The organism is Xanthomonas sp. NCPPB 3569, assembly GCF_041475645.2.
GTDB classification, from domain to species: domain Bacteria; phylum Pseudomonadota; class Gammaproteobacteria; order Xanthomonadales; family Xanthomonadaceae; genus Xanthomonas; species Xanthomonas phaseoli.
In genome coordinates this window covers 784097-796596 of sequence record NZ_CM192969.1, presented here as the reverse complement: position 1 = coordinate 796596, position 12500 = coordinate 784097, and the positions used below count along the sequence as shown (strand labels likewise).

Sequence of the window (12500 nt, the reverse complement as noted above, 5' to 3'; positions counted from 1 at the left end):
AGATCACGATGGATTGTTCAGAGTTTCCTTAGGGAGGATGAGGCGACGATCCCTAACGATCAGCCTGTCGAGTTCATCAGGCACTCCTTGTGGCGATACGAGAATGTCGTAGGTTGGAGAGATGGAAATCAAGCCACGGTCGAAGAGCCAGTGGGCAGTTCCTGTGAGCGCGATGCCGTTACGCACCGTGTCCGGGCCATTCGCTTCCACAGGGCGAATATGTGCAGCCTGCACTTCTGGCCTGCCGCCTCCGTTGATTAGCCTCAGGCCAGTGACCGAGCAAGTGTTCTCGTAGGCAATCCTGACATGTCTGCGAAAGGCCACATCTCGGAATGTCCTGTTTGTCAGTCGTTGCACAACGCTTCTCTCTGCATAGAGAGGGGCTTCGTGCTCACTGATCCGGTGCCCTATGGAGTCGATAGCAGAGTCCTGACGCTCCCACGATTCGATCGGGGCGGACATGCCTAGCCTGACAATTGCATCGAACTCTTCGGGGCTGATGCCGCGTACGGACCTTCCGAATGCCCCCTTGTTTGTTGACCCATCTTCCTTCTTCAGCATCGCTTCGTAGTAGTGGCCGTTCTGAGAGAATGGAACTGCACGATCAAATTCTATGAACTCCCCCAGCCGAGCATAGAAGTAATCTTGGTGCATCGGGTCTGGATCGACTGAGAGCAACCGTGCGCAAGCAAAATACGCGCTGCGTCTAGTGGCGCTGTGAGGGCCAGAGGTCCGTCTCGGTTCGTAGTAAATAATCAGATCGCCAAGCGCTGCGTTGACCGCGCGAAGGTAGGTTGAAGGGAAGTGATAGCGCTCCTCAATCCTGTCGTCATATGCAGAACTCTCGGACGCAGTGAAAACGGCATGGGTCATAGTCATCCTCGCTGTGCACCAGGTTAGCAAGTTGATGCTCGAAGATGTGGAGCCAGTTCAAAGCTTCTTTCTTGGCCGCTTGTTTTAGTGGTTGACAAGCTTTCTTTGCCAGATGCGGTAATCCCCCCACAGGTTAGCTGACGCCAGAAGTGGAATTTTCTCGTACCCTTTTCCGAGGAGGTTCCATGAAGACATCCCGCTTCACCGACAGCCAGATCATTGCCGTCCTCAAGCAGGCCGAGGCCGGCACGCCCGTGCCGGAGTTGTGCCGGGAACACGGCATCAGCTCGGCGACGTTCTACAAGTGGCGCAGCAAGTTCGGCGGCATGGACGCATCGCTGATGTCCCAGCTCAGGGAGCTGCAGGACGAGAACCGGCGCCTGAAGAAGATGTACGCCGATGCCCAGCTCAGCGCCGACCTGCTGAAGGAGGCGATGGCAAAAAAATGGTGAGGCCATCTCAACGCCGGGAGATGGCCCGATGGGCCGTAGATGGTGGCCACACGAACATCCGGCATGCCTGCCGGACCTTTGCGGTGAGCGAGACCTGCTTTCGCTATCAAGCCAAGGCCAGCGAGGAGAACGCCCGGATTGCCGATTGGCTGGTGCGGTTGACCACAACCTATCGTGATTGGGGGTTCGGCCTGTGCTTTCTGCACCTGCGCAACGTGAAGGGCTTTGGCTGGAATCACAAGCGGGTGTACCGCATCTATCGGGAGCTGGAGTTGAACCTGCGGATCAAGCCGAAGAAGCGGCTGGTGCGCGAGCGGCCAGAGCCGTTGGCGGTGCCGGAGACGATCAACCAGGTCTGGTCGATGGATTTCATGCACGACCAGCTGGCCGACGGCCGCAGCTTCCGGTTGTTCAATGTGCTCGATGACTTCAACCGTGAGGGTCTGGGCATCGAGGTCGACTTATCGCTGCCATCGGCCCGGGTGATCCGCTCGTTGGAACAGATCATTGACTGGCGCGGCAAGCCAAACGCCATTCGCTGCGACAACGGCCCGGAGTACATCAGCGGCGCGCTGCTAGCTTGGGCACAGCAGCGCGGGATTCGGATCGAGCACATCCAGCCAGGCAAGCCGCAGCAGAATGCCTATGTCGAACGTTACAACCGCACCGTCCGCTACGCCTGGCTGGCCACAACGTTGTTCGACACCATCGAGCAGGTTCAGGACAAGGCCACGCGCTGGCTATGGACGTACAACCATGAGCGCCCCAACATGGCGCTCGGCGGTATCACGCCAGCAATGAAATTGGCGATGGCCGCCTAGCTCCACTTTTGGCGAACGCTCAAAGCGGGGGGATTACCATGCAAGCTCCCCAACAAGGAGCGTCGAAACTCCGTACATAGCGGTACCCACCTCCGTCAAACCGGTGGGTTTTTTGTGCCTGCATCGCGCAGGGACAAGCCGATGCAATGCCTGCGTCGGGAGGGCGGCTAATACAGCACCCGCAAGGGGAATACGCCGGCCGGCTCTCTCCGTTTTCGAACCTCCCGGCATCCCGTCGCCGTTGGCGGCGGTTCTTGGGTTGTTCCAGGAACGCGTTGCCATGTCTACCGCACCATCCCTGCCGGCATCTGTGCCGTTTGATTTATTGCCAGCATCCGCTCACCACTTGCGTTGGGATATCGCCGAAGTGCTGCGCCGGCTGGCCGCAGGCGCAGCTTTTGAGCAGGCGAGTGATGATCCCGCGCATCCGCTGAGTCGCCAACTCGATGTGTTGCCGCACACCTTACGCCGCCGGGTCGCACGCAGGGCCGTGGCGCTGCAGCAGCGCGTCGCCGCATCCACCAGCGACTACGCGGAGGCGCCATGACACGTCGCCGCCCACCCACGGTATCTGCCAGCGCACGGCCCACCCCCACGCGTACGCGCCCCGCGCAGCCAAAGCGGGTGCAGTGGGTTGTGGTGGAACCCGACCGCACCAAGCTGCGACCGATGCTGCCGCCCGACCCGGACGCCTCCCCGCAAGGCCCCGGCACGCTACGCGACCCCCGCCGCGCCCGCCGCCCGCGCCAATGCACCGTCAGCTACACCCATTACCCCGGCGCCCACGACCACGCCGGCGACCAGCACGTGCCCCACGTCCGCCTCAGCGGCCTATGGTTGGAACAACTGGGCTTTGCCATCGGCACCAAGCTGCGCATCACCGCCAGCGAAGGGCAGTTGTTGATGGAGGTGTTAGCGCCGGTGGAGGTGCCGCTGCAGCCGCGCAGGGCGCGGCGCTAGATGTTGCCTACGCGGCATGCGAGGCAATTCGTCCACGGGGCATAAGATGCGTGCTGCGTAATAATGTATCTGCTCGATTAGTGGCTTAGGTATAGTGGTCACGCGCCCTCTATCAGGCTTGCGCGCCGACCATGACCACCGAGTAGAGGTAAGTATGCGGATGTTGACTGCGTTCCTTTCAGTTTCTCTTCTATTGCCTAGCTGCAGTGCGGTGTCGGCCACCAAGGTGCGGCACTCCATTGCATATCCCACAGAACTCCAGGGGATGTGGGATCTGGGGCCACAATCCTGCAAGCTACCCTTGAATCCTGATTCTGATTCGCCCATACGCATCGAGAAGACCCGGCTGCGTGGATACGAGCACGAGGAGGTTCCGGTAGCAATCAAGCTTGTTTCCACCGGCCCGCACGCCTGGGTTGTTTCCGCCAAGTCGGACATTGCGCCAGATATAAGAACTGATGACTTGTACATTTTGAAGGGCGATCATCTAGTGATTTCCGACGGTGAATCAGTCAAGCAGTATCGTCGGTGTAAATAATTGAACAAGGTTTTACATGATCAAGGAGAGACGTCATGGCAGATGAAGACGGGAATGTCGTTCAAGCTGCGCCGTACAGGCTGCAGCAGTTTCATAGCCCCAGGCTTGGCAATCAGCGTGTCGAAGATTTCGAGGGTTTGGTCACTCATCATCCCGGAGCAAATGCGCATGCTCAGGTGGTGGACGGCATTCCTGTCAATGTCGAAAACCCGCGTACCCGGTCTTACGGTGTGATTGGCGGGGAAATTCAGGAGCTGGAGACGCGTAGAACTGACGGCGGACCTTCCAGCGCTCTGGGCGCGGATCAGGTGCTATTGACCAAAGATTTTATGCTTGAAGATAGCCGGATCCCGCCAGGTGGCGCTAACGTCCGCGCCGTTGATGTGCCTTCGCCCGTTGCAGGCTATATAGCCCGTGTTGATGCCGACCGGTTTGGTGCAGTAGATATCTACGATCGCAAAGGCGGCGAATTGATCGCGCGCATCTTACATCTGGATCCAGTTGGCGTTTCGGTAGGAGACAGCGTGGAATACGGTCAGTCGCTCGGTACGCAGAGCAACAAGGGGCTGCCTAACGCCGGCAAGCATGTGCATATGGAGATGGATACACGTTACTACCAGCAATCCGAAAACTACATGGAAGACCTCGCGAGCGGGCGTCTATCGGTTGATGCCCAGACACGGATTGGTGGCATCGAGCCGAGGCCAATTGTGGACGACGGCACCATCCGCATTGGCGAATCGTCTGACATCGTGCGGCAGGTGCAGCGCACATTGAATGCAGAGGGATTCCGGGGCGCAGATAACCAGCTGCTTCAGGAGGATGGTGTGTACCGTCTGTCGATGCAGCCGGCTGTCATCAGCTACCAGCAGGCCCGTGGCCTCTCTCCGACGGGAGATATCGATTCCGCGACGTTGCAGCAAATCGCTCCGCGTATATTTCCACCGGAGCTCAATAGGGACGATCACGATGCAGCGCCGACCTATCGAAATATCCATGGTTCCGCGCCCACGCAAGATCCGCTTCATCGCCAGGCAGAAGAAGCCGTTCGCCGCCTTGAGCAAGGGCTCGGTCGAGAGTACGACGATAACAGCGCCCGCCTTGCAGCAAGCAGCGCGTATCTGGCGAAGGAAAACGGGCTATCGCGGATCGATCACGTCGTACTGAGCGAGAACACAAAATCCGTGCGACAGGGCGAAAACGTCTTCGTGGTGGAAGGCGCGTTGAGCGACCCCGCTCACAAGATGGCGCATATGAAACAAGCGACGCGATTGCACAGCCGGTTGAGCAATCCTTGGCACAATTGCAGTCGCTTGGAGAAACGCAGCGTCAACAGCAATCCCAGCAGCAGGAGCAGCAGCGCGAGCAATCGATCGCACCTCAACACCGCATGGTGTGAGGTTTATATGTCTGCCTGGCGTGGGGCTTCCACGCCTCCGCGAGCGGCGCGCTGTGCAAGGCAGGTACGCGGGCTACCAGGCGTGCCCAACGTTTTCGGGGGATGAAGACTACTTCGTGCTGGAAAGCGGGGCTCTGGTCCGTTATCAGAGGTTTGGTGCGGGTGAAAAACGAACTGTTGCCCTGCAGCCTGATAGCGAGGTGCAGCAGATTTCAGCCGAGACATGTACAGACGCGGAGAGCGGCTTTTGAGCACGCTCAGCACAGGATGCTGCACGGTTGGATCTTCAAGCCGCAAACGTTGCAAGAACAACGTCCATGCCAGTGCCGGAGTGCAGTAATGCCCACTAGGGAAACTCTGAACAATCCATCGTGATCTGCCACAATCGATCAACGACCCGAGTAGACGATTTCGATGCAGCTGACCTTCGGCGACGCGGAGTACAACGGCAAGCGCAAGCGGACGCGGCGTGAGGTGTTCTTGGCCGAGATGGACCAGGTCGTGCCGTGGAAGGACCTGCTGGCGCTGATCGAGCCGCACTACCCGAAGTCGGGGCAGCCGGGGCGACAGCCGTATCGGCTGGAGACCATGCTGCGCATCCACTTTTTGCAGCAGTGGTATGCACTGAGCGATCCATCGGCGGAAGAAGCGCTGTACGACACGGTGTCGATGCGCCGTTTCGCCAAGATCGGCGGGCTGGATGAGGTGCCGGACGAGACGACGATTCTCAACTTCCGCCATCTGTTGGAGCAGCACGATTTGGCGCGCAAGCTGTTCAATCGGGTCAACGCGCACCTGTCGCGCAAGGGGCAGAGCTTGCGCGGCGGGACGATCGTGGACGCCACGATCATCGCTGCGCCCAGCTCGACCAAGAACAAGGATGGCGAGCGCGATCCGGAGATGCACCAAACCAAGAAGGGCAACCAGTACTACTTCGGGATGAAGGCGCACATCGGGGTGGACGATGACTCCGGGCTGGTGCACCACGTGGAGTGCACGGCGGCCAACGTGGCCGATATCACACAAGCGCACAAGCTGCTGCACGGCAAGGAGGACACGCTGTGCGCGGACAGCGGCTACACCGGGCTTGAGAAACGCGAGGAGATGAAGCGCAAGCGCAAACTGCGCTACCTGATCGCGGAGAAGCCCTCGAAGCTGAAGCAGATTAAGGAAACTCTGAACAATCCATCGTGATCTGCCACAATCGATCAACGACCCGAGTAGACGATTTCGATGCAGCTGACCTTCGGCGACGCGGAGTACAACGGCAAGCGCAAGCGGACGCGGCGTGAGGTGTTCTTGGCCGAGATGGACCAGGTCGTGCCGTGGAAGGACCTGCTGGCGCTGATCGAGCCGCACTACCCGAAGTCGGGGCAGCCGGGGCGACAGCCGTATCGGCTGGAGACCATGCTGCGCATCCACTTTTTGCAGCAGTGGTATGCACTGAGCGATCCATCGGCGGAAGAAGCGCTGTACGACACGGTGTCGATGCGCCGTTTCGCCAAGATCGGCGGGCTGGATGAGGTGCCGGACGAGACGACGATTCTCAACTTCCGCCATCTGTTGGAGCAGCACGATTTGGCGCGCAAGCTGTTCAATCGGGTCAACGCGCACCTGTCGCGCAAGGGGCAGAGCTTGCGCGGCGGGACGATCGTGGACGCCACGATCATCGCTGCGCCCAGCTCGACCAAGAACAAGGATGGCGAGCGCGATCCGGAGATGCACCAAACCAAGAAGGGCAACCAGTACTACTTCGGGATGAAGGCGCACATCGGGGTGGACGATGACTCCGGGCTGGTGCACCACGTGGAGTGCACGGCGGCCAACGTGGCCGATATCACACAAGCGCACAAGCTGCTGCACGGCAAGGAGGACACGCTGTGCGCGGACAGCGGCTACACCGGGCTTGAGAAACGCGAGGAGATGAAGCGCAAGCGCAAACTGCGCTACCTGATCGCGGAGAAGCCCTCGAAGCTGAAGCAGATTAAGAACAAGCGCGAACTGAAGTTGGCCAAGCGCTGGGAGCACACAAAAGCCAGCCTGCGTGCAAAGGTGGAACACCCGTTTCGGGTGATCAAGCGCCAGTTTGGCTACGTCAAGGTGCGCTATCGCGGTTTGGCGAAGAACACCGCACAGATGCTGATGCTGTTTGCGCTGTCGAATCTGTGGCTGAAGCGCAAAGAGTTCATTACCGCCGCGGGGTAGGTGCGCCCGTAATCGGGACGATACCCCGAAAAAGCGCCAAAAACGGCGAAAAACCGAGGATCTGAGCGCGGTCACCGCGACCGATATGGCTTACCACATCCTCCGATCGCGTTGTTCAGACCTTCCTTAAGAACAAGCGCGAACTGAAGTTGGCCAAGCGCTGGGAGCACACAAAAGCCAGCCTGCGTGCAAAGGTGGAACACCCGTTTCGGGTGATCAAGCGCCAGTTTGGCTACGTCAAGGTGCGCTATCGCGGTTTGGCGAAGAACACCGCACAGATGCTGATGCTGTTTGCGCTGTCGAATCTGTGGCTGAAGCGCAAAGAGTTCATTACCGCCGCGGGGTAGGTGCGCCCGTAATCGGGACGATACCCCGAAAAAGCGCCAAAAACGGCGAAAAACCGAGGATCTGAGCGCGGTCACCGCGACCGATATGGCTTACCACATCCTCCGATCGCGTTGTTCAGACCTTCCCTAAGGATTTAGAACTGCGGCCACACCAAGCTTACCTGGAGTGGCACAGGCAAAATCGCTTCAAAATCTAGGGGTCTACGATAAACCGTATTCCCTGCAGCCGAAGGAAATCGATAGATATTGGCCGAAATTTCTAGCCCCCAATTTCCAACCACTCTGCAGCTCGACCAGCATCTTTCAGCTGATCGCCGTTGGTCAAACAGGTAATTGCGCCGATGGCAGCCAATGCAACGTAGACCCAAGCTACGACTGCGAACTGCTGAGCCAATTTTCCAGTAACAATCCAGTAGGCCAGAAAAAGTCCTGGGCAGCCCAGCAAGAAATACCCCACACTTAGCATCAGCACCTTGCGCTTTCGAGTGATCGCACTGATGTTCTTTGGATTACGCCAATGTACCTGCGATGTCGCCACGTCGAACGTAAAAAGGCTCCATCCGTCCGAGACGTCAAGTAGTGCTCTACCAGGATTCTGACTAACCATCAGCTTACGAATCAAAATTGTAGGCAGATATTTCCCAAACAGATGACGAACACTTACACATAGCCATAGGTCGCTGCGCCCTTCTATATCCTTGAACGCATCGAGAAAATCTTTTCGGTCTGCGCTCCGCGATCGGTGAAGACTGAACCCACCCTTCACTAGGATGCTTCCTAGCACAATTATTATAATCGGAACGGCTAACGATAGACCACCAGCCTGTATTAATTGCTTGATTACTGCATCCATTTCCTCAAAATCCCTATCAAGGATCCAGCTGTATCCCCCATCACGAAGAAGCCCGTCAGCACTTTACGCTAAACAGTCATCTGGGCGCTCCCAACAAGAAATCCCGTCACACATTCTAAAAACCCCTACTTGGCAGGCGGACGCTTAATTCTCTCGTATATATCCATTGATTCAACATCAATAAGATCCAGATTTTTCACCTTAAGGAAGGTCTGAACAACGCGATCGGAGGATGTGGTAAGCCATATCGGTCGCGGTGACCGCGCTCAGATCCTCGGTTTTTCGCCGTTTTTGGCGCTTTTTCGGGGTATCGTCCCGATTACGGGCGCACCTACCCCGCGGCGGTAATGAACTCTTTGCGCTTCAGCCACAGATTCGACAGCGCAAACAGCATCAGCATCTGTGCGGTGTTCTTCGCCAAACCGCGATAGCGCACCTTGACGTAGCCAAACTGGCGCTTGATCACCCGAAACGGGTGTTCCACCTTTGCACGCAGGCTGGCTTTTGTGTGCTCCCAGCGCTTGGCCAACTTCAGTTCGCGCTTGTTCTTAATCTGCTTCAGCTTCGAGGGCTTCTCCGCGATCAGGTAGCGCAGTTTGCGCTTGCGCTTCATCTCCTCGCGTTTCTCAAGCCCGGTGTAGCCGCTGTCCGCGCACAGCGTGTCCTCCTTGCCGTGCAGCAGCTTGTGCGCTTGTGTGATATCGGCCACGTTGGCCGCCGTGCACTCCACGTGGTGCACCAGCCCGGAGTCATCGTCCACCCCGATGTGCGCCTTCATCCCGAAGTAGTACTGGTTGCCCTTCTTGGTTTGGTGCATCTCCGGATCGCGCTCGCCATCCTTGTTCTTGGTCGAGCTGGGCGCAGCGATGATCGTGGCGTCCACGATCGTCCCGCCGCGCAAGCTCTGCCCCTTGCGCGACAGGTGCGCGTTGACCCGATTGAACAGCTTGCGCGCCAAATCGTGCTGCTCCAACAGATGGCGGAAGTTGAGAATCGTCGTCTCGTCCGGCACCTCATCCAGCCCGCCGATCTTGGCGAAACGGCGCATCGACACCGTGTCGTACAGCGCTTCTTCCGCCGATGGATCGCTCAGTGCATACCACTGCTGCAAAAAGTGGATGCGCAGCATGGTCTCCAGCCGATACGGCTGTCGCCCCGGCTGCCCCGACTTCGGGTAGTGCGGCTCGATCAGCGCCAGCAGGTCCTTCCACGGCACGACCTGGTCCATCTCGGCCAAGAACACCTCACGCCGCGTCCGCTTGCGCTTGCCGTTGTACTCCGCGTCGCCGAAGGTCAGCTGCATCGAAATCGTCTACTCGGGTCGTTGATCGATTGTGGCAGATCACGATGGATTGTTCAGAGTTTCCCTAAGCCATATGCATGCTTCAGCTCGGACCAGCGCAGTTTTCGAGAATGAGCAAAGTGCCTTCTCCGATAATGACTGACCCGTGAGGGCTGGACACTAGTAGAGGAAATTGCGCTGTGACTTCCTGTTTTCAAGGCATCAGAAACAATAACTGTACTCCGCCCTTATTTCCCCTTCACAATCGACTGAACTGTGAAGACAGAATAACAGCAGAGGAAAATGCACTCAGCCCCGCTCTTTTGTAAGCAAAATGCACTTTACCCCACTTCATACCGTATTGAACTATATATAGAAAGCATCTCTAATCGCCGGGTCATAGCCCTCCAATGCAGCCTTGACTACACGCTTTGTCTGCGTGATCTGCTCTGCCACCCACTCCTCCAACTCACGATCGTTTGGCAGAACAAATTCGGCGATACGGGCGGGCGTGAGCTTGCGACCATAGGAGAATCGCCACTTCTCTTCATGGAGACAAGCTGCTGCAATTACTAAATTCGCCTCACTCATCCCCTTCATCTTGGGGACCAATACTAGACAGTCATCATTCACCGCACATGGCTCGAACTGCACAAAGGCCTCACCGATTGAGCCTGTCTGCGCCACTGTAACGAACGGAGGCTTTAAGGTCCTCGAAAACTCTAACCAGCCGTAGCATCCGTTGTACGCCTCTGTTGGAGATATAACTAGCGTATCTCCATGCGCTATTCCTTCCCGACTGTGAAGCTCTTTCATCCCGTAAAAAATATCAAACATGGCGCCAATAGTGTTTGGCCCAGCCCCTTGAGAAACAGCCAAAGCGTTCTCTAGCTTCGCTTTTGACACCTGCTTCCTATAATCTGAAATTCCGATGACACCAGCCGCAATCTGCGAGCGCTGGTTTGCAACCTCCTTGGAATAACGAATATAAAAAGAAGCAAGCCGCCTAAGATGGACGTCGACCGCGTTTCGAACTTCGTCCTCACTTGGAGGAGCAGACTTGACGAATGCACCTGCTGCCCACTCCCCTTCACCTGCAACCCTACCAGAGCCCGAGAAGCCGGGAATATTTTTATAATTCAAAATGGCATCAAGTGCTTTATTGACATGGTTAGGTTCATTTTCACGCTCGACACGAATCCCCTTCCTTAGAGTAAGCCCGTCATGATGAAGACGCACGAACATCGGCGACTTTTTTGAATCGTGCCTTACACCCTTTTCCAACACAACAATCGAAGTTGTAGCAGATGCGTAAGGTTGAAAAAGCTCATCAGGCAACTGACAAACTGCCACCAAACGATTATTAGAAAGAATTTTTTTGCGCCAAGCGCCTTTACTTTTTTTAACGATAAGACTAGTCGGAAGAATTACTGCCAGTCGCCCTCTGTTATGTAGTCCATCTAGTGCGCGATCAACAAATCCTTCTGAGGGCGTGTCAGTCTTCTTGTGGGGAAAGGGCGGATTCATTAGAACTACATCAGCCTTGCCGACTGGATAGTCTTCTGCGGTGAAGCAATCCTCTTGATGAACTTGAGTAGAGCCATCCCCACGAAGGATCATGTTGGCGACACAAAGCGCCGCCGTGACGGGCTCCGTCTCAAAACCCCAAAGCTGCCTTTTTACAACCTTTACCATTTCACCGCGACTCAGCTCATGAACGCGCAGCAGTCGATCCATCGTAGCCACGAGAAAGCCACCCGAACCGCATGCCGGATCGAGTACAACATCATTCCTTCCTATTTCACAAAGATCAGCCATGAGCTGAGCAATATGCCGCGGCGTGAAATACTGCCCTATTGTATTTCCACCAGTGTATCGGAAGAAAGTTTCATATAATTGACCTAGATAGTCGTGCTCAGCAGTAAGCACACTGACGTTTAATTTTTCGAGAATCCGCGCAATTTCAACAGCTTTAGCTGCAAGCTTTGCGTTTGCCTCTTCAACTCGCAAACTTTTTCCAAGCTCAGGTTTGCCTGCTTTCAAAAAAGCTCTATTGCACTCAGCGTTTATATCGCCAAGGATGTGATCTTCATCACGTCGAATTTTTCCTTTCGAGCTTGCAAGCGCGAGCATGATCGCCGCGACAACTGCCGGGCGAAATTCATCTTTAATCTTAGCCTCGCGGAGATACCTATTTATTTCATCTGCTCGTTTTGCAAGTACTTCAGGAGGCGGAATGGTCGGCCGTAATTCCGAAGAGCCGTGTGGCGTCGCGACTCGATCCAAGTCAATGCGGTTAGGAATCCAAGAGATAGGCTTGTCGTTGTATGTAACGACATCCCACTTCTTCCCTGTCCACTTCGATACACGAAGCTCAAAGCTATCGTCAGAAGTCCCCGCCAAGCCGATGGAAAGAGGCGCATATCCGCCCTCAGTGAAGTTACTAGCGTAATTTTGGGCCTCAGCTAGTGCTTTAATAATTTCAGCACTGTACTTCTTAGCTTCTATCACGGCTAAAACCCGATTGGATGACTTGTCGACAAGGAGCGCCTCGGGATAACCACTAGCCCCACCCGTTTTACTTGCCTTGCGCAAGCGCTTCTCCAGCTCCGGAAAAGCACCGTATTCGTTTTGAAGCAGCAGATCGCCTATCGGGGGGCGCTTGATACTCCATCCTTGCGCGGCAAGCAATTCATGAAGAAGAAGTTCACTGCGACGCTCAGATGTACCCTTGGACTTGCTCATGTCTAACCTCAACATCCTAGATGCA

At 56.3% G+C, this 12500-nt stretch carries 8 protein-coding genes and 4 pseudogenes; 8 read left to right on the top strand and 4 right to left on the bottom strand.

Annotated elements, in window-relative coordinates:
- Window positions 1-3: 3 nt before the first annotated feature.
- On the bottom strand, window positions 4-873 hold the full coding sequence (locus ACCQ03_RS03315; RefSeq protein WP_209228355.1) for an HNH endonuclease: 870 nt from the start codon (window positions 871-873) through the stop codon (window positions 4-6).
- A 185-nt stretch (window positions 874-1058) separates the two neighbouring features.
- Between ACCQ03_RS03315 and ACCQ03_RS03310 the strand changes: the two genes are divergently transcribed.
- From ACCQ03_RS03310 to ACCQ03_RS03275, 8 genes and pseudogenes are all read left to right on the top strand, one after another.
- Window positions 1059-2146 (top strand): IS3-like element ISXcd1 family transposase gene (locus ACCQ03_RS03310; protein WP_223842567.1). Its coding sequence is split into 2 segments (ribosomal slippage): window positions 1059-1311 and window positions 1311-2146, totalling 1089 coding nucleotides; the frame shifts between segments, so codons are not numbered across the junction.
- A 280-nt stretch (window positions 2147-2426) separates the two neighbouring features.
- The gene (locus ACCQ03_RS03305) at window positions 2427-2693 is read left to right on the top strand and encodes a hypothetical protein (protein ID WP_237377078.1); all 267 of its coding nucleotides are present in this window, start codon (window positions 2427-2429) and stop codon (window positions 2691-2693) included.
- On the top strand, window positions 2690-3106 hold the full coding sequence (locus tag ACCQ03_RS03300) for a SymE family type I addiction module toxin (protein WP_057679142.1): 417 nt from the start codon (window positions 2690-2692) through the stop codon (window positions 3104-3106). Before ACCQ03_RS03305 ends, ACCQ03_RS03300 begins: the two co-directional genes overlap by 4 nt.
- 867 nt (window positions 3107-3973) lie before the next feature.
- A pseudogene (locus tag ACCQ03_RS03295) lies at window positions 3974-4195 on the top strand (XVIPCD domain-containing protein); the annotation flags it as partial.
- A 42-nt stretch (window positions 4196-4237) separates the two neighbouring features.
- Window positions 4238-5043: pseudogene (locus ACCQ03_RS03290) on the top strand (XVIPCD domain-containing protein).
- A 414-nt stretch (window positions 5044-5457) separates the two neighbouring features.
- Window positions 5458-6213: pseudogene (locus ACCQ03_RS03285) on the top strand (IS5 family transposase); the annotation flags it as partial.
- Window positions 6214-6276: 63 nt separating this feature from the next.
- The gene (locus ACCQ03_RS03280; RefSeq protein WP_150147813.1) at window positions 6277-7248 is read left to right on the top strand and encodes an IS5 family transposase; all 972 of its coding nucleotides are present in this window, start codon (window positions 6277-6279) and stop codon (window positions 7246-7248) included.
- Window positions 7249-7373: 125 nt separating this feature from the next.
- Window positions 7374-7595 (top strand): annotated as a pseudogene (locus tag ACCQ03_RS03275) (transposase); the annotation flags it as partial.
- A 259-nt stretch (window positions 7596-7854) separates the two neighbouring features.
- On the opposite strand, the gene ACCQ03_RS03270 reads toward ACCQ03_RS03275, so the two are convergent.
- From ACCQ03_RS03270 to ACCQ03_RS03260, 3 genes are all read right to left on the bottom strand, one after another.
- On the bottom strand, window positions 7855-8448 hold the full coding sequence (locus ACCQ03_RS03270; RefSeq protein ID WP_139790910.1) for a hypothetical protein: 594 nt from the start codon (window positions 8446-8448) through the stop codon (window positions 7855-7857).
- Between the two features lie 331 nt (window positions 8449-8779).
- Window positions 8780-9751 (bottom strand): IS5 family transposase, encoded by a 972-nt coding sequence (locus ACCQ03_RS03265; protein WP_150147813.1) that lies wholly within the window; start codon window positions 9749-9751, stop codon window positions 8780-8782.
- A 345-nt stretch (window positions 9752-10096) separates the two neighbouring features.
- The gene (locus tag ACCQ03_RS03260; protein WP_081023011.1) at window positions 10097-12475 is read right to left on the bottom strand and encodes an N-6 DNA methylase; all 2379 of its coding nucleotides are present in this window, start codon (window positions 12473-12475) and stop codon (window positions 10097-10099) included.
- Window positions 12476-12500: the final 25 nt, after the last annotated feature.

Excerpts from the sequence above, each read along its gene's own strand:
- ACCQ03_RS03305 (WP_237377078.1), top strand. The coding sequence starts at position 2,427 with ATGTCTACCGCACCATCCCTGCCGGCATCTGTGCCGTTTGATTTATTG.
- ACCQ03_RS03265 (WP_150147813.1), bottom strand. The coding sequence starts at position 9,751 with ATGCAGCTGACCTTCGGCGACGCGGAGTACAACGGCAAGCGCAAGCGG.
- ACCQ03_RS03280 (WP_150147813.1), top strand. The coding sequence starts at position 6,277 with ATGCAGCTGACCTTCGGCGACGCGGAGTACAACGGCAAGCGCAAGCGG.
- ACCQ03_RS03300 (WP_057679142.1), top strand. The coding sequence starts at position 2,690 with ATGACACGTCGCCGCCCACCCACGGTATCTGCCAGCGCACGGCCCACC.
- ACCQ03_RS03315 (WP_209228355.1), bottom strand. The coding sequence starts at position 873 with ATGACCCATGCCGTTTTCACTGCGTCCGAGAGTTCTGCATATGACGAC.
- ACCQ03_RS03260 (WP_081023011.1), bottom strand. The coding sequence starts at position 12,475 with ATGAGCAAGTCCAAGGGTACATCTGAGCGTCGCAGTGAACTTCTTCTT.
- ACCQ03_RS03270 (WP_139790910.1), bottom strand. The coding sequence starts at position 8,448 with ATGGATGCAGTAATCAAGCAATTAATACAGGCTGGTGGTCTATCGTTA.